The following is a 15,614-nucleotide window of genomic DNA, read 5'->3' as shown; positions in this document are numbered from 1 at the left end:
TGAGCACTCGACGACCGAGGATCATCTTGTCCGGAGCTTTTCCATCACGATCCAACTCGTAGAAGTAGGACCTGCTGATTCCGTGAAGCCGACAGAACTCCTTGATAGAGAACGCGAGGTGCGTCTCAAGGGCCCGAGTCGATGGAAGTGAGAGTTCCGCACTCAAAGCACATCTCCACGCGGCTGTGCCGCGCGTTGTGCCTTGAGTGGGTCAAGGTCTAATTTCGCTAGTCCAGCGGGGGTGCCCCACATGCGGTACCCGCGAGCCGACAGTTCTCGATTGAATCGACCGCTAGCACACCTCGAAAAAGGTGGTGATCAGATTATGTGAGTCGAAAACGCTCCGTACACATTTGGGAGTCCCGTCTGTGGACAATACGCGACACCCACAGACGGCACCAGTACCGACTTCGTTTTCTCGACTCGTGCTACACGTACTCGCATTCCTGGGTCGTTGATTCGGCGGGTGCGGTTTGTTGGGCTGTCGACCTTGCAGATAAGCAGCTGTCTAAGTAATCCGCCCAGAACTCCATCATCTTGCGGCGTTGTGGCAGTTGCCGGCTGTGGTCATAAGCACCTCGCACTTTTCCGCGCACATGCGCGAGCTGCAGCTCGATGTGGTCAGAGGGAAACTGGCGTTCATAAAGTGCAGTGGACGCCAAGCCGCGGAAGCCGTGGCCAGTCATTCTTCCCTTGTATCCCATTCGCTCGAGAGCCTTGAGGATGGTGTTGTTGCTCATCGGTTTCTTGCGATCCCGCTCGCCGGGGAAGAGGAGTTCGAACCTGCCCGAGATCAACTGGAGCGTACGCAGGACCTCGATCGCCTTCGGCGCCAAAGGAACGATATGAGGGCGCTTCATTTTCATGCGCTCGGCTGGAATCCTCCATTCGGCGTTGTCGAAGTCGATCTCATTCCACCGTGCCTCGATTAACTCTGATGTCCGCACGAAGGTGAGAGCCAGCAGCTTCATGGCAAGACGGGTGAGCTGAGACCCTTCATAGGCTTCGATTTTTCTTAGGAGTTCTGGGAGGTCAGCTTCATCGATGCGGGCATGGTTCTCTGCTTTCCGCTGCGGCAGAACATCGGACGGCTTGAAGTCAGCAGCTGGATTGCGGCTGCACAGACCTTTGGTAACGGCGTACCGAAAGATCTGACTGCACGTGTTGCGCACCCGCCGGGCAATGTCAGTCGCACCGCGGCCCTGAACGAGATCCATCACCCGGACCACGTCCTTCGGTTCGATCTGCGACACCGGCTTGTGACCGAGGACAGGAAACACGTTGCGCTCGAGTCTGACAAGGACGTCCTCTGAATAGCGCTGGTGCTTGGTCGGAGCCCACACTTCGTGCCAAGCGCGAGCGACTGTTTCGAAAGAGTTTTCGTGAGCAACGAGAAGCGCGACCTTGGCGTCACGTCGCTCCTCCGCCGGATCGATATCCGCGAGCAGCTTTTTCCGCGCCTCGTCGCGCGCCGCCCGCGCCTCTGCGAGAGTGACATCCGGGTACTTGCCGAGCGGCAGTACCTTTTCCTTGCGGGCAAAGCGGTACTTCCACCGCCACGCGCGCAGCCCAGTTGCCGACACGAGCACGTACAGGCCGTTGCCGTCGGCCACCTTGTACGGCTTTTCTCGCGTCTCGAGGTTGCGGAGTTTCAGGTCCGTCAGTTGTCCTTTGAGCTGACGGGTTCTACGGAGGGTTGTCGTTTCAGACACGTTTGAGGTCCTTCAAGCCTGGATAGAAAAATACCCCCATACGGCTTGCCTCGATACCCCGCTAAGTACCCCCTTTAGGTTGTGGATCGCGGTGGACCCACATGGACCTCAGAAGACAAAAAGCCTTGATTTCTCAAGGCCTTTTGCTGCTGTGGGGACTCTGGTGGACCCCTGTGGACGGGATCCTGGCGGAGCAGGAGGGATTCGAACCCTCGATACGGTAAACCGTATACCGGATTTCGAGTCCGGCGCATTCGACCACTCTGCCACCGCTCCTGAATTCGGTTCGCGTGGTGCGAAGCCTTGCATTCTATCTCAGCGCGCCACCCACCCACCATCCACGTTCCACGCCACGCCCCGGACATTCTTCGACGCCGGGCCGCAAAGAAACACCGCCAGTTCGCCCAGCTCTTGCGGCGTCGTGAACGCAAGCGAAGGCTGCTTCTCCTCCAGCAACTCCCGCTCGGCCTGCTGGACGGATATGCCCTCGTCATGCGAGCGCGCCTCGATCTGCCTGGCCACCAGCGGCGTGAGCACCCAGCCCGGGCAAATCGCGTTGCACGTGATCCCCGTCGTGGCCGTTTCCAGCGCCACCACCTTCGTCAGGCCGACGATCGCATGCTTGGCGGCCACGTAGGCCGACTTGAAGGGCGAAGCCACCAGGCCGTGCGTCGACGCGATGTTGATGATGCGCCCCCAGTCGGCCTGCCGCATGGCCGGAATCGCCAGCCGCGTCGTGTGAAACGCGCTCGACAGATTGATCGCGATCACGGCGTCCCAGCGCGCCGGATCGAACTCCTCGATCGGCGCCACATGCTGGATGCCCGCGTTGTTCACGAGCACGTCCACCCGGCCGAACCGCGCAGCCGCGAATGCCATCATGTCGGCAATCTCGGCCGGCTTGCTCATGTCCGCGCCGTGATAGTCCACCTCGACCCCGAGCGCCGCCACCTCTGCGCGGGCGGCCTCCACGTCGCCGAAGCCGTTGAGCACGATCCGCGCCCCCTGGCGCGCGAGCGACCGCGCGATGCCGAGGCCGATGCCGCTGGTGGAACCCGTGACGAGAGCTGTCTTTCCGTTGAGCATGACGTTTCGGCTCGCGAAAGAGCCGCCCGATGAGCAGACCGCAAGTATCGCCGAATCAATCCGAGATCGACTGCGCCGCCTCACGCACGATCTGCCGAAGCCACGCATGCCCGGCGTCGTGCTGGCTGCGCTCGTGCCAATAGGCCGCGTAGCGGATGCGAGGCAGCTTCAGCGGCGGCTCGAGCACCTGCAGCGGGTACTGCTGCGCGAACCGCCTCGCCAGGCGCAGCGGCAGCGCCGCGACCGCGTCCGTGCCCACGAGCATGGAAGGCACCGTGAGGAAGTTCTGCAGGTAGAACACCATTTCCAGCCGCTTGCCCGCGCGCTCCAGCGCCTCGTCGATCACCCGGTTGGTCGTGCTCACGCTCGCCCCGTACGTCCGCAGGTGCGGCACGCCCAGGAATTGCGCAAGCGTCAGCCGGCCGCGAATCCTCGGGTGTTCGGCGTCGGCGATGTAGACCATGTGGTCCTGAAAGAGCTGCAGCGAACGCAGCGAAGGCATGGGCTTGAGCAGCCACGCGATGCGCAGGTCGACTTCGCCACGCTCCAGCAGCTCGTACGACCGCTGGGGGTCGGGCGCGCGAACGTCCACGCGCACGCCGGGCGCACGCGCGCGCAACTGCTTCATCACGGGCGGCATCAGCATGTGTTCCGCGAATTCCGGCGCGGTCACGGAAAAGCGGCGGACGGACGTGGCGGGCTCGAAGCCGAGCCCGGGCTTCACCAGGTCGTCGTACCGCGCGAGGAGCTCGCGCACTTCGGCTTCGATCTCGAGCGCGCGGTTGGTCGCCGTCATGCCGCCGCGCGACCTGAGCAGCAGCGGATCGCCGAACACCGTGCGCAGGCGCGCGAGCACGTGGCTCGTGGCGGGCTGGCTCATCCCGAGGCGCTCCGCGGCGCGCGAGACGTTGCGCTCGGCCATCAGCACGAGCAGCGCCCGCAGCAGCCGCACATCCAGCTCATTCATGTTCTGAATTCTAGTTATTCGCTGTCATCGGGGTGACCGCGGGCGGACTTGTTCCTACACTGGGGTTCCAGACAGACGTGTAGTACCGACAGGAGACAATCCCCATGAACTTGCTGCAGATCGCGGCGTCCGCGATGGCCGCGCTCGCTTTCGTCGCCCCCGCGCGGGCCGAATACCCGGACCACCCCGTCAAGATGGTGGTGGCGTGGCCCGCCGGCGGCGGCACGGACAGTGTCGCGCGCATCATCGCCAAGCATCTCTCCGACCGCCTGCACCAGCAGGTCATCGTCGACAACCGCTCCGGCGCGAGCGGCCAGGTGGGCACCGAATACGTCGCGCGCGCCGCGCCGGACGGCTACACGATCCAGTACACGGTGGCGGACTCGCATTCGATCAACCCGCACGTGTTTCCGCACGTGCGCTACGACGCGCTGAAGGACTTCCGCCCGGTGGCGCTCGTGGGCTCGATGCCCAACGCGCTGGTCGTGAACCCGAAGATCGCGGCGAACAACATCCCCGAATTCGTGAAGCTCGCGAAGGCGAATCCCGGCAAGTTGACGTATTCGACCTGGGGCGTGGGCAGCGGCGGCCACATCCGCACCGAAGCGTTCTGCGACGCGACGGGCATCTCGATGCTCCACGTGCCGTACCAGGGCTCCGGCCCCGCCTTCCAGGCGGCCATCGCGGGCCAGGTCGACGTGACGATGGTTCCGCTCGGCCTCGCCCTCGCCAATGCGCGCGCGGGCAAGGTGAAGATCCTGGGCGTCGACACGACGCAGCGTGTCGCGGATGCGCCCGAGGTGCCGACCTTCACCGAACAGGGCGTGCCGCTCACGCTCGCGTTCTGGCAGGGCATCCTCGTGCCCGCGAAGACGCCCGACGCGGTGGTCGAACGCCTGAACCGCGAGATGAAGACCGTGCTCGCCGATCCCGAGACGCGCGCCGAACTCACCCGCGTGGGCGTGACGATCGGCGGCGCGGGGGTCTCGTCGATCCAGGACCTCGACACCTACATGAAGAACGAATACGAACGCTGGGGCCGCGTCATCAAGGCCGCCAACATCCACGCCGAACAGTAGTCGGCCACGGCATACCCACAGGAGAAAACGCAATGCAGGAATCCCACGGCGTGACCGCCGCGGCGGCGCAGCTCGGCTTCGATCCGCAATCCCTCGCCCGCGTGGCCGGCAAGGTATCGGCCGACATCGCCGCCAGCAAGTACGACGGCGCGCGCATCATGGTCGCGCGCAGAGGCCAGACGGTGCTCGATCTCACGCTCGGCTATGCCCAGCGCGACGCCGACCGCATGCTGAAACCCGATTCGGCCTTCAGCATCATGTCGATTTCCAAGGTGATGACGGCCGTCGCGCTGCTGCGCTGCGTGGAACGCGGCCAGGTGAGCCTCATCACGCCCGTGTCGCACATCATTCCGGAGTTCGCGAAGCGCGGCAAGGAACGCGTGACCGTGGGGCAGATCCTCACGCACACGGCGGGGCTGGGCATGGCACCCGCGCCGCTGCCCGTGGACCAGCTCGGCGACCTCGACCGCGCGGTGGCCGCGATCTGCGATCTGCCGCTGGAATCGGCCCCCGGCGAGATCGTGAGCTACAGCGCGATGACCGGCTACACGATCCTCGCGGGCGTGGTGAAGCGGCTCGACGAGAAGCAGCGCGCCTTCCGGCACATCATGGCGCAGGACGTCTTCGAGCCGCTGCAGATGCGCGACACGTCGTTCGGCCTCGCGCCGCATCTCGCGAGCCGGCGCGTGCCCGTGATCGTGCGCGACCCCGATGCGCCGGAGTTGAACAAGGCCTTTCTCGCCGCGCGCGACAACGGCGCGACCGAATCGACCGAGCTCGCCTCGGGCGGCGCGACCTTCTCCACCGCGCAGGACCTCGTGCGTTTCGCCGAAATGCTGCGGCTCGGCGGCGCGCTCGACGGCAAGCGCATCCTCTCGCCCGCCATGGTGCGCGCGATGGTGCGCAACCAGACGGGCGATCGGCCCAACAGCATGTTCAACTCGTCGCGCGCGCTGCACGGCATGGCACCCTTCCCCGCATACCTGGGCCTCGGCACCTTCCTGCGCGGCGAGGGAATCTTCCCGAGCCACATCGCGATGCTCGCCTCGCCGTCTTCCTTCGGCGGCTGGGGCCTGGGCTCGATGGGCTTCTGGGTCGACCCGGAACGCGAGCTCACCTTCGTCGCGCTCACCTCGGGCGTCATGGAGCGCATCCGCAATCTGCTGCGCTTCCAGGCGCTCGGCGACATGGTGCTCGCCTCGATCGTCGAGTGAGGCGGCCATGACGACCGCGGAGAACAAGAGCTTCACCGTCTTCAAGGGCGACACCTCGCGCCTGCGCAACGTGATCCCGATCGCCGAGCGCATGACGCCCGAATTCCACCAGACCGAAAAGGCCGCGATCTTCAGGCGATCGTGGCTGGTGGCGGCGAGCGCGCTCGACCTGAAGAAGAAGGGCGACTACCTCGTCACCGACATTCCGCCGCTGAAGGCGTCGCTGCTCATCGTGCGCGGCCAGGACGACCGCATCCGCGTGTTCCACAACGTCTGCCGGCACCGCGGCGAGAAGCTCGTGCGCGACGCGAACGGCTGCCGCCGCGCTTTCACGTGCGGCTTCCACGCGTGGACCTTCGCGAACACGGGCGAGCTGATCGGCGTGACCGACGCCACGCAGTTCTGCGGGCTGGACAAGTCCACGCACGGGCTGATCCCCGTGAACTCCGAGGTCTGGGAGAACATCGTCTTCGTCAACTTCGATCCGAACCCGCGCCAGACGCTCGCCGAGTGGCTCGGGCCGATCCACGACCAGTACAAGGGCTTCTCCGACGGCCGCACCAAGATCGCGGATCACCGGGTGGTGCTGAAGACGAACTGGAACCTCGCGGTGAACGCCTTCTGCGAGGGCTACCACAACCTCTACATCCACCGCAACACGGTACCCGACTACCAGGGCAGCGGCTCCAACCCGAACCGACATCGCGCCTACATCGAGGTCGGCGACCACTTCGCGCGCTACTCCGCGCACGGCAATCCGAACCACAAGGCCACGCCCGCCGAGGACATCCTGTACACCGCGTCGCGGCCCATGTTCCCGTCGTTCATCAAGTTCGACATGGACAAGCTTGCGCCGGGCGTCAACCCGTCCCGCTTTCACCAGTGGGCGTTCGACATCGTGCATCTGGTGCCCAACGTCGTGCTGGGTCCGCAGGCCAACACGCACTCGCTCATGTGGTTCTGGCCGATCGACCACGAGACCACCGACGTGCGCGTGCAGCGCTTCGCATTCCAGACCGACCGGCCCGCCGACCGCATCGCTCAGCAGTACGCCATCGTGCGGGGTCGCGAAGTGCTGCGCGAGGACCTCGCGACGATGGAGACGAACTACCTCGGCGTGTCTTCGGGCGCGCTGCCGCACATCTTCCTGTCGCAGCAGGAGATGCTGATCCAGAACCACTACCGCGCCGCGGACGACCTCATCGCCGAAAGGAACGTGCATGCCCTCCCGAAAGTTGCCTGAGCCCTTCGCCACCCTCCAGCCGTTCGTGGACGCCTGGGCGCTCGGGTCGGAGCAGGAACGTTTTCGCAAGCTGCACACGACGACGATCGAGGACCTCCGCGCCTTCTACGACGCCGTGCTGCCGCGCCTGCGGGAGGCGCTGGCGTATCTGGATCAGTGGACGATCGGCGAGCTGCCGGAAGACGCGCGCACGCTGTACGACCTGGCGATGACCTTCGCCGAGACGGCCCACCCGGTCGACCTCCAGTGGAAAGACGTCGACTTCCCCGACGCCTATCCATGGGACAGGTTCGAGTTCCGCACGGTCAGCGCCGGCGCGTAGGACGATGGCTTCCACACGCAAAGTCATCGTGACCTGCGCGGTCACGGGGGCGATCCACACGCCTTCGATGTCGCCGCACCTTCCCGTCACGGCGCGTCAGATCGCCGACGAGGCCGTCGCCGCGGCCGATGCGGGCGCGGCCATCGTGCATCTTCACGCACGGCTGCCGCACAACGGCCGGCCGTCGCAGGACCCGGCGCTCTTTCGCGAGTTCCTGCCCTCGATCAAGGAGCGCAGCGGCGTGGTGGTGAACATCACGACCGGCGGCGCGCCGACGATGGCCGTCGAGGAGCGGCTGCAGCCGGCGCTCCAGCTCGAGCCCGAAGTCGCCTCGCTCAACATGGGCTCGATGAATTTCGGGCTCTTTCCGATGCTCGATCGCCACAAGGAGTTCAAGTACGACTGGGAAGAGCCTTACCTGCGCAACTCCGACGAGCTCATCTTCCGCAATACCTTCCGCGACATCCGCCACATCCTCGAATCGTGCGGCGGCAACGGCACGCGGTTCGAGATCGAGTGCTACGACATCGGGCACCTCTACACCGCGGCGCACTTCCTGGAACGCGGCATTCTCGAGCCGCCGCTGTTCATCCAGTCCGTATTCGGCCTGCTGGGCGGCATCGGCCCGCACCCGGAGGACGTGCTGCAGATGCGCCGCACGGCCGACCGGCTCTTCGGCAAGGACTACGTGTGGTCCGTGCTCGGCGCGGGGCGCAATCAGATGCCGATCGCCGCGATGTCGCTCGCGATGGGCGGCAACGCGCGCGTCGGCCTGGAGGATTCGCTGTGGGACGGCCCCGGCACGCTCGCCAGGAGCAATGCCGATCAGGTCCGGCGCATCGTGGACATCGTCCGCGCGCTGAGCCTGGAGCCCGCGACGCCCGACGAAGCGCGCGAACTGCTGCGGCTGAAGGGCCGCGGCGAAGTCGCCTTCTGAAACAAGACATTCAACCACTTCCCCAAGGACCTCGAACATGCTTTTCATGTGCCACATCGACGTGAGCGTTCCGGCCGAGATGCCGCAAGACCAGAAGAACGAACTGCGCCAGCGCGAGAACGCGCGCGCCGAACAGCTGATCGGCGAAGGCGTGATGGTGCGCATCTGGCGCATCGTGGGCCGGGTCGCCAACTTCAGCGTGTGGGAGGCGCCGACGCTCGAGGCGCTGCACGAGACGCTCATGTCGATGCCCATGTTCCCCTACATGAAGATCGAGGTGACGCCTCTCATCGACCACCCGTGCACGCACATCGCGGAAGCGCGCAACACGCGCAAGCCGTAGCCGGGGCGCCGCCATGGATCTCGCACGCATGCGCAGCCGGCTCGGCGACTACGCGAAGAAGTACGACACGCTGCGCATCCGGCGCGAGGACGGCATCCTGGAAGTTGCGATGCACACCGGCGGCGGCCCGCTGCGCTGGAGCCGCCAGACGCACGCCGAGCTGGAGGAGGCGTTCATGCACATCGGTCGCGACCGCGAGAACAAGGTCGTGATCCTCACGGGCACGGGCGCCGAGTTCTCCGGTCCGGTGCCCGATCCCGCCGCGAACAAGGCGGCGCATCGCAAGACGACGGCCGACGTGGTCGAGTTGGGCTGGGAGGTGAAGGGCCTGCTGTCCAACATCCTCGCCGTCGACGTTCCGATGATCGCCGCCGTGAACGGCCCCGCGCTGCGCCACGCCGAACTGCCGATGCTGTGCGACGTCGTGCTCGCCGCCGAGACGGCCGAATTCAAGGACTCGGCACACTTCGTGGGCGGGCTCGTGCCGGGCGACGGTGTGCACATCGTGTTTCCGGCCGTGATGGGCCTGAACCGCGCCCGCTACTTCCTGCTCACCGGGCAGACCGTGAAGGCCCGCCAGGCACTGGACTTCGGCATGGTCAACGAGGTGCTGCCGGCGGGCGAGCTGCTGCCGCGCGCGTGGGAACTCGCCCGGCAGATCGCCTCGCAGCCGGATCTCGTGCGCCGCTACGCCCGGCTGCTCATCACCGAGCCGCTGCGCCGGCAGATCGCCGAACTGCTGCCCTACGGCTTCGCGCTCGAAGCCATCGGCATGACTTCCAGCGACTAGCCCCCGGAACAAAGGAGATGTTGGTGAAGCGTATCGCATTCGTATTTCTGGCCGCGCTCGCGTGGCTCGGCCTCGGGACGGCGGCTGTCGCGCAGTCGGACTTTCCGTCGCGTCCCGTGAAGATCGTGGTGGGCTATGTTCCGGGCGCATCCACCGACATCGCCATGCGGCTCGTGGCCGACAAGATGTCGCAAGGGCTCGGGCAAACGGTGATCGTCGACAACAAGCCCGGCGCCGCGGGGCTCATCGCCGCGCAGATGGTGATGCGTGCGCCGGCCGACGGCTACACGCTGCTCTCGTTCAACCCCGATCTCGCGGGCGTCGTGCCCGCCTTGTACAAGACGCCGCCTTACGATCCCACCAAGGATTTCGCGTACATCGGCCGCCTCATGCGCAACTCGGGCTGGATCATGGCCGTGAATCCGCAGTTGCCCGTGCACACCTTCGACGAGTTCCTGAAGTACGCCAAGGCCAACAAGATCAACTACGGCAGCTACGGCATCGGCAGTCTCGCGCATCTGCACTTCGAGGCGCTGAAGCTCAAGACCGGAATCGACATGGTCCACGTGCCGTACAAGGGCGGCGCGCAAAGCTACCAGGCCGCGATGGCCAACGAAGTGCAGGCCGTGATCGGAACGAGCTTCATCGAGCTTCTGAAGTCCGGCAAGCTGCGGCCGCTCGTGATCGGCGGCGCGATCCGGTCTCCGCAGTTTCCGGACGTGCCTTCGATGGCGGAGCTCGGCTACGGCGACCAGATCTTCGGCGAGGTGTACCTCGGACTCGCGGCCCCGGCGGGAACGCCGCCTGCAGTGATCGCCAGGATCTCGCGCGAGCTGGAGCGGGCGCTCGCGCTGCCGGAAGTGCAGCAGCGGCTCGGCCAGTTCGGCGACGTCGCCTACGCCGGCCCGGAGGAGTTCACGAAGATCGTCCAGCGGGACAACGCGCTCTACGGCCCGCTCGTGCGGCGACTCGGGCTGAACACGCAGTAGCGGACAGCGGGGGGGGCGGGGGGCGGCGGGGGGCGGCGGGCCGTCAGGCCCGCAGCGCGGCGACGCCGCCCATGTACGGCCGCAACACCTCCGGCACCGTCACGGACCCATCCTCGTTCTGGTAATTCTCCAGCACCGCCACCAGCGTGCGCCCCACCGCCAGGCCCGAACCGTTGAGCGTGTGCACGTGCTCGTTCTTCCCCTGCGCATTCTTGAACCGCGCCTGCAGCCGCCGCGCCTGGAAAGCCTCGCAGTTCGACACCGAACTGATCTCGCGATACTTCCGCTGCCCCGGCATCCACACTTCCAGGTCGTACGTCTTCGACGCGCCGAACCCCATGTCGCCCGTGCACAGCAGCACCACGCGATACGGCAGCTTCAGCTTCTGCAGGATCGCCTCCGCATGCCGCGTCATGCTCTCCAACGCGTCGTAGCTCTTCTGCGGATGCACGATCTGCACCATCTCCACCTTGTCGAACTGATGCTGCCGGATCATGCCGCGCGTGTCCTTGCCCGCGCTGCCCGCCTCCGAACGGAAACAAGGCGTATGCGCGGTGAGCTGGATCGGCAGCGCCGCCTCCGTCACCACCTCATCCCGCACGAAATTGGTCAACGTCACCTCGCTCGTGGGAATCAGATAGAGCGCCTTCTGCTCCTCATCGGCAAGCCCCTCCTGCCCGCCCTTGCTCACGGCGAACAGATCGCCCTCGAACTTCGGCAACTGCCCCGTGCCGCGCAACGTGTCCCCGTTCACGATGTACGGCGTGTAGCACTCCGTATACCCATGCTCGGTCGTCTGCACGTCGAGCATGAACTGCGCGATCGCACGATGCAGCCGCGCGATCTGCCCGCGCATCACGGTAAATCGCGAACCGCTCAGCTTCACGCCCGTCTCGAAGTCGAGCCCGAGCTTTTCTCCGATGTCCACGTGATCCTTCACGGCAAAGCCGAATTCGCGCGGCAAGCCCCACTTGCGAATTTCGACGTTGTCGTCTTCGCCCCCGCCCACCGGCACGCTTTCGTGCGGCAGGTTGGGCACGGCAAGCAGCAGCGCTTCCATCTCCGGCTGGATCTGCGCAAGCCGCGCGGCCGATGCGTCCAGCTCGACTTTGATCTGCGCCACCTGCGCCATCACGGCGTCGGCCGATTCGCCCCTGGCCTTCAGCTGGCCGATCTCCCTGGAAAGCGAATTGCGCCGCGACTGCAGCTCTTCGGTGCGGGTCTGGATCGTCTTGCGCTCGGACTCGAGGCCGCGAAACGCCTCCACGTCGAGGAAGGGCTGGGCCGCATCGCGCGTCTTCAGGCGCGCGACGACTTGGTCCAGGTCTTTTCGCAGCAAGGTGATGTCGAGCATGATGGTTCCATTTTATTCGTGGGCCACGTACCATCCCCGCTTCTGCCCTGCCCCCACGAAAGTCTTGCCATGCAGATCGAAACCTACCTGTTCTTCGGCGGCAACTGCGAAGAGGCCTTGAAGTTCTACGAACAAGTGTTCGCGGGCAAGACACTCGCGCTGCACCGCTACGGCGGCTCGCCGATGGACGACGCGGACCTCCCCGCCGGCTGGAAGGACAAGGTGATGCACGCCACCTTCGAATCCGAAGGCGCACGCTTCATGGCGAGCGACACCATGCCGGGCACGGCCACCGCCGGCTACACGGGGTTCTCGATGTCGGTGAACCTGCCGAAGGAAAAGGACAAGGGCGAGCGCATCTTCAACGCGCTCGGGCAAGGCGGCCACGTGACGATGCCCTTCTCGCCCACGTTCTGGGGCGCGCACTTCGGCATGGTCACCGATCGGTTCGGCGTGCCGTGGATGGTGAATTGCGAAGGGTAAAGCGAGAAGCCCGCGCCCGCCCTCACGCGAGCGTCGCAGGATCCACGTTCGCCCCGCACAGCACCACGCAGACCCTTTCGTCCGCACGCACCCGATAGCGGCCCGTGCGCAACGCAGCAAGTCCCAGCGCCGCGGCGGGCTCCACCGCGAGCTTGAATTCCGTCCACAGCCACAGCTGCGCCGCACGGATCGAAGCGTCGTCGACGAGCAGCGCGTCGTCCACGCAGCGCTGCGCGATCTCCCACGCGATCGCGCCGATGCGCTTCGCGCCCAGCGAATCCGCCGCCACGCCGCTCACCGCCACATCCACCGGCTTGCCGTGCCTGCGCGCTTCGTACAGCGTCGGCGCGAGCTCAGGCTCCAGCGCAACGACGCGCGCGCGACCATCGAACCACGACGCGATGCCGCAGATGAGCCCGCCACCGCCCACGCTCACGAGCACGCTGTCGGGCACCTCGCCGCCCTGCTCCTCGATCTCCATCGCCACCGTGCCCGCGCCCGCCACCACCTCCGGCTGGTCGTACGCATGCGTGAGGAGCGCGCCGGTCTCCTTCTGACGCGCGTTGCAGGCTTCGAGCGCTTCGGCATAGACAGCGCCGGTCACGACAAGCCGCGCCCCCAGTTCGCGCAGCTTCGCCTGCTTCGACGCGCTCGACACCGTCGGCACGAACACCTCGCACTTCACACCCAGCGCCTTCGCGGCCGCCGCGGTGGCGATGCCCGCATTGCCACCCGAAGCGACGATCACGCCGCTTGCCGGAATTTCGTTGGCGAGCAGCCGGTTGAGCATGCCGCGCGCCTTGAAGCTGCCGCTTGCCTGCAGGTGCTCGAGCTTCAGCCACACTTCGCGGCAATCCACGCCGAGTGCCGCCCCGGGCAACTTCCAGAGCGGCGTGCGGCGGATGAAGTGCGGACGGCCTTCGCGATACCGCTTCGCGGCCCGCTCGATTTCAGCTCGATTCAAGCTTCAGTCCCTTCGGCAGCGGAAACTTCACGGTCTCGGTGATGCCATCCATCCTTCGCACGGCCACAGCCCCCAGCGCACGGATGCGCTCGATCACGTGCTGCACCAGAATCTCCGGCGCGGACGCTCCCGCGGTGATGCCCACCCGCTGCCTGCCGGCGAGCCACTCGGGCCGCAGTTCCTCCGCGCTGTCGACCATGTACGCGTCGACGCCGAGCTTGCGCGCGAGCTCGGCAAGGCGGTTGCTGTTCGAACTGGTCGGGCTGCCCACCACGATCACCACGTCCACCTGCTTCGACAGGAGCTTCACCGCGTCCTGCCGGTTCTGCGTGGCGTAGCAGATGTCCTGCTGCTTCGGCTCGCGAATGCGCGGAAAGCGCATTCGCACCGCCGCCGAGATTTCCGCCGCATCGTCCACCGACAGCGTGGTCTGCGTCACGACCGCGAGTTTCTCCGTCTGCGAAGGCTGCACGCGCCGCACGTCGTCCACATCCTCGACCAGGTGAATGCCGTGGTCGAGCTGGCCCATCGTGCCTTCCACTTCGGGGTGGCCCTTGTGGCCGATCATGATGAATTCGTAGCCTTCCCGAGCGAGCTTCGCGACTTCGACGTGCACCTTCGTCACGAGCGGGCACGTGGCGTCGAACACGGTGAAGCCGCGCGCGTCCGCCTCGCGCTGCACCGCCTTGCTCACGCCGTGCGCGGAAAAGACGAGCGTGGCACCCCGCGGCACTTCGGCCAGATCCTCGATGAAGATCGCGCCCTTTTCCTTCAGGTTGTTCACGACGTAGGTGTTGTGGACGATCTCGTGGCGCACGTAGATCGGCGCGCCGAACTTCGCGAGCGCGCGCTCGACGATCTCGATCGCGCGGTCGACGCCGGCGCAAAAGCCGCGAGGCTCCGCGAGGACGATCTTCTGCAGCTCATGGCTCGTCATAGGACACCGATCACATGCACTTCGAAAGTCACGGGCTGGCCCGCGAGCGGATGGTTGAAGTCGAAGAGCACGGCCTCCTCGCTCACCTGGCGCACGGTGCCGGCGTACTGGCCCATGCCGTCGGGCGTGGGGAACTGCACGACCTCGCCCACGTGGTATTGCTCGTCCGGGTCGCCCATTTCCTTCAGGAGGCTGCGCGCCACCCATTGGACCATGTCCGGGTTGCGTTCGCCGAACGCCTCCCCCGAGGGAATGTCGAACGTCGCGCTCGCGCCCTCTTGCATGCCCATGAGCCGCTGCTCCACGGCCGGCGACAGCTCGCCGGTGCCGAGCGTGAGCGTGGCGGGCTTGTCGCCAAACGTATTGATGATGTCGCCCCCGGGCCCCGCGAGCCGATAGTGCAGCGTGAGAAAGGAGCCCGCGTGGACGCGGGGCGACGACGAAGCGCTGGAGCCCATGGAAGTCCCGATAAACTGGGCTCCATTGTAGAAACACAAGCTTTCTTCCTCGCTCATGCAGCTCAAAGACCTTCCAGCCGATGCCCAGCCGCGCGAAAAGCTGCTCGCGCGCGGCGCCGCGTCCCTGTCGGACACCGAACTGCTCGCGCTGCTGCTGTGCACGGGCACGCGCGGCCGCGGGGTCATGACCATGGCCGACGAGGTGCTCAGGCATTTCCAGGGGATCGCGGGCCTGCTCAACGCCGACGGGGAGATGATGAAGGCCATCAAGGGGCTCGGCGGCAAGGCCAAGCGCGCCCAGTTGCTGGCGGTGCTCGAACTCGCGCGGCGCGCGGTGGCCGAGCGGCTGAAGGCCCGCGAGGTGTTCAGCTCGCCCGAGGCCGTGAAGAATTTCCTGCAATTGCACCTGGCGCATCGCAAGCACGAGGTGTTCGCGGCACTTTTTCTCGATGCGCAGCATCGACTCATCGAGATGGAGGAGCTCTTTCGCGGCACGCTCACGCAGACGAGCGTCTACCCGCGCGAGGTCGTGCTGAAGGCGCTTCACCATCACGCCGCCTCGGTGGTGCTCGCGCACAATCACCCGAGCGGCATGGTGCAGCCTTCGCGCGCGGACGAAACGCTCACGCAGGCGCTGAAGGCGGCGCTCGCGCTCGTGGACGTGCGCGTGCTCGATCACGTGATCGTCGCGCCGGGCGAGGCGTTGTCGATGTCGGAGAAGGGGCTATTGTGAGAT

The 15,614-nt window shown here is 66.0% G+C and carries 17 protein-coding genes and 1 tRNA gene; 10 read left to right on the top strand and 8 right to left on the bottom strand.

The window, feature by feature from the left end:
• Positions 1-428: 428 nt before the first annotated feature.
• From VHA82_RS16850 to VHA82_RS16835, 4 genes are all read right to left on the bottom strand, one after another.
• On the bottom strand, positions 429-1,712 hold the full coding sequence (locus VHA82_RS16850) for a tyrosine-type recombinase/integrase (RefSeq protein ID WP_325545795.1): 1,284 nt from the start codon (positions 1,710-1,712) through the stop codon (positions 429-431).
• 186 nt (positions 1,713-1,898) lie between these two features.
• Positions 1,899-1,988: transfer RNA gene (locus VHA82_RS16845), tRNA-Ser, on the bottom strand.
• A 39-nt stretch (positions 1,989-2,027) separates the two neighbouring features.
• A complete protein-coding gene (locus VHA82_RS16840) occupies positions 2,028-2,798 on the bottom strand; it encodes a 3-hydroxybutyrate dehydrogenase (protein ID WP_325545793.1) in 771 nt (256 codons plus the stop codon).
• Positions 2,799-2,853: 55 nt separating this feature from the next.
• Entirely contained in the window at positions 2,854-3,765 is a 912-nt protein-coding gene (locus VHA82_RS16835; RefSeq protein ID WP_325545791.1) for a LysR family transcriptional regulator, read from the bottom strand.
• A 104-nt stretch (positions 3,766-3,869) separates the two neighbouring features.
• On the opposite strand from VHA82_RS16835, the gene VHA82_RS16830 reads away from it, so the two are divergent.
• From VHA82_RS16830 to VHA82_RS16795, 8 genes are read left to right on the top strand one after another with little or no spacing between them, the layout of a single operon-like run.
• On the top strand, positions 3,870-4,844 hold the full coding sequence (locus VHA82_RS16830; RefSeq protein WP_325545789.1) for a tripartite tricarboxylate transporter substrate binding protein: 975 nt from the start codon (positions 3,870-3,872) through the stop codon (positions 4,842-4,844).
• Positions 4,845-4,876: 32 nt separating this feature from the next.
• Positions 4,877-6,058 carry a serine hydrolase domain-containing protein gene (locus VHA82_RS16825; protein WP_325545787.1) on the top strand — a complete coding sequence of 394 codons (1,182 nt, stop codon included), beginning with the start codon at positions 4,877-4,879 and terminating at the stop codon, positions 6,056-6,058.
• Between the two features lie 7 nt (positions 6,059-6,065).
• Positions 6,066-7,301, top strand: a complete 1,236-nt coding sequence (locus tag VHA82_RS16820; protein ID WP_325545785.1) for an aromatic ring-hydroxylating dioxygenase subunit alpha — start codon at positions 6,066-6,068, stop codon at positions 7,299-7,301.
• Positions 7,279-7,623 (top strand): hypothetical protein, encoded by a 345-nt coding sequence (locus tag VHA82_RS16815; RefSeq protein WP_325545783.1) that lies wholly within the window; start codon positions 7,279-7,281, stop codon positions 7,621-7,623. The genes VHA82_RS16820 and VHA82_RS16815 overlap by 23 nt, the downstream gene beginning before the upstream one ends.
• A 4-nt stretch (positions 7,624-7,627) precedes the next feature.
• Positions 7,628-8,560 carry a 3-keto-5-aminohexanoate cleavage protein gene (locus VHA82_RS16810; protein WP_325545781.1) on the top strand — a complete coding sequence of 311 codons (933 nt, stop codon included), beginning with the start codon at positions 7,628-7,630 and terminating at the stop codon, positions 8,558-8,560.
• Between the two features lie 37 nt (positions 8,561-8,597).
• A complete protein-coding gene (locus tag VHA82_RS16805; RefSeq protein ID WP_325545779.1) occupies positions 8,598-8,903 on the top strand; it encodes a muconolactone Delta-isomerase family protein in 306 nt (101 codons plus the stop codon).
• A gap of 13 nt (positions 8,904-8,916) precedes the next feature.
• Positions 8,917-9,693: an enoyl-CoA hydratase/isomerase family protein gene (locus tag VHA82_RS16800; RefSeq protein WP_325545777.1), complete on the top strand. Its 777-nt coding sequence runs from the start codon at positions 8,917-8,919 to the stop codon at positions 9,691-9,693.
• Between the two features lie 23 nt (positions 9,694-9,716).
• Complete coding sequence (locus VHA82_RS16795; protein ID WP_325545775.1) at positions 9,717-10,682, top strand: tripartite tricarboxylate transporter substrate binding protein; 966 nt, start codon at positions 9,717-9,719, stop codon at positions 10,680-10,682.
• Positions 10,683-10,725: 43 nt separating this feature from the next.
• Here VHA82_RS16795 and serS read toward each other — a convergent pair whose 3' ends face one another.
• Complete coding sequence (gene serS, locus VHA82_RS16790) at positions 10,726-12,036, bottom strand: serine--tRNA ligase (protein ID WP_325545773.1); 1,311 nt, start codon at positions 12,034-12,036, stop codon at positions 10,726-10,728.
• A gap of 69 nt (positions 12,037-12,105) precedes the next feature.
• Between serS and VHA82_RS16785 the strand changes: the two genes are divergently transcribed.
• Complete coding sequence (locus tag VHA82_RS16785; protein WP_325545771.1) at positions 12,106-12,519, top strand: VOC family protein; 414 nt, start codon at positions 12,106-12,108, stop codon at positions 12,517-12,519.
• Between the two features lie 22 nt (positions 12,520-12,541).
• On the opposite strand, the gene VHA82_RS16780 is transcribed toward VHA82_RS16785, so the two are convergent.
• The 3 genes from VHA82_RS16780 to VHA82_RS16770 are packed head-to-tail and all read right to left on the bottom strand — an operon-like array spanning position 12,542 to position 14,878.
• Positions 12,542-13,483 carry a threonine/serine dehydratase gene (locus tag VHA82_RS16780; protein WP_325545769.1) on the bottom strand — a complete coding sequence of 314 codons (942 nt, stop codon included), beginning with the start codon at positions 13,481-13,483 and terminating at the stop codon, positions 12,542-12,544.
• A complete protein-coding gene (ispH, locus tag VHA82_RS16775) occupies positions 13,470-14,420 on the bottom strand; it encodes a 4-hydroxy-3-methylbut-2-enyl diphosphate reductase (RefSeq protein ID WP_325545767.1) in 951 nt (316 codons plus the stop codon). Before ispH ends, VHA82_RS16780 begins: the two co-directional genes overlap by 14 nt.
• Positions 14,417-14,878, bottom strand: coding sequence for a peptidylprolyl isomerase (locus VHA82_RS16770; protein WP_325545765.1), 462 nt, complete (start codon positions 14,876-14,878; stop codon positions 14,417-14,419). The genes ispH and VHA82_RS16770 overlap by 4 nt, the downstream gene beginning before the upstream one ends.
• 55 nt (positions 14,879-14,933) lie before the next feature.
• Between VHA82_RS16770 and radC the strand changes: the two genes are divergently transcribed.
• The gene (gene radC / locus VHA82_RS16765) at positions 14,934-15,611 is read left to right on the top strand and encodes a RadC family protein (protein WP_325545762.1); all 678 of its coding nucleotides are present in this window, start codon (positions 14,934-14,936) and stop codon (positions 15,609-15,611) included.
• Positions 15,612-15,614 lie beyond the last annotated feature (3 nt).

The organism is Ramlibacter sp., assembly GCF_035548915.1.
In the GTDB taxonomy this organism is placed as follows: Bacteria; Pseudomonadota; Gammaproteobacteria; order Burkholderiales; family Burkholderiaceae_C; genus Ramlibacter.
Note: the sequence above shows the minus strand (reverse complement) of the source record. Positions and strands in the feature narration are given on the sequence as shown.

Coding starts and splice junctions, on each gene's coding strand:
- radC (WP_325545762.1), top strand. CDS start 14,934: ATGCAGCTCAAAGACCTTCCAGCCGATGCCCAGCCGCGCGAAAAGCTG.
- VHA82_RS16770 (WP_325545765.1), bottom strand. CDS start 14,878: ATGGGCTCCAGCGCTTCGTCGTCGCCCCGCGTCCACGCGGGCTCCTTT.
- VHA82_RS16825 (WP_325545787.1), top strand. CDS start 4,877: ATGCAGGAATCCCACGGCGTGACCGCCGCGGCGGCGCAGCTCGGCTTC.
- ispH (WP_325545767.1), bottom strand. CDS start 14,420: ATGACGAGCCATGAGCTGCAGAAGATCGTCCTCGCGGAGCCTCGCGGC.
- VHA82_RS16830 (WP_325545789.1), top strand. CDS start 3,870: ATGAACTTGCTGCAGATCGCGGCGTCCGCGATGGCCGCGCTCGCTTTC.
- VHA82_RS16810 (WP_325545781.1), top strand. CDS start 7,628: ATGGCTTCCACACGCAAAGTCATCGTGACCTGCGCGGTCACGGGGGCG.
- VHA82_RS16785 (WP_325545771.1), top strand. CDS start 12,106: ATGCAGATCGAAACCTACCTGTTCTTCGGCGGCAACTGCGAAGAGGCC.
- VHA82_RS16820 (WP_325545785.1), top strand. CDS start 6,066: ATGACGACCGCGGAGAACAAGAGCTTCACCGTCTTCAAGGGCGACACC.
- VHA82_RS16835 (WP_325545791.1), bottom strand. CDS start 3,765: ATGAATGAGCTGGATGTGCGGCTGCTGCGGGCGCTGCTCGTGCTGATG.
- serS (WP_325545773.1), bottom strand. CDS start 12,036: ATGCTCGACATCACCTTGCTGCGAAAAGACCTGGACCAAGTCGTCGCG.
- VHA82_RS16815 (WP_325545783.1), top strand. CDS start 7,279: ATGCCCTCCCGAAAGTTGCCTGAGCCCTTCGCCACCCTCCAGCCGTTC.
- VHA82_RS16800 (WP_325545777.1), top strand. CDS start 8,917: ATGGATCTCGCACGCATGCGCAGCCGGCTCGGCGACTACGCGAAGAAG.
- VHA82_RS16840 (WP_325545793.1), bottom strand. CDS start 2,798: ATGCTCAACGGAAAGACAGCTCTCGTCACGGGTTCCACCAGCGGCATC.
- VHA82_RS16805 (WP_325545779.1), top strand. CDS start 8,598: ATGCTTTTCATGTGCCACATCGACGTGAGCGTTCCGGCCGAGATGCCG.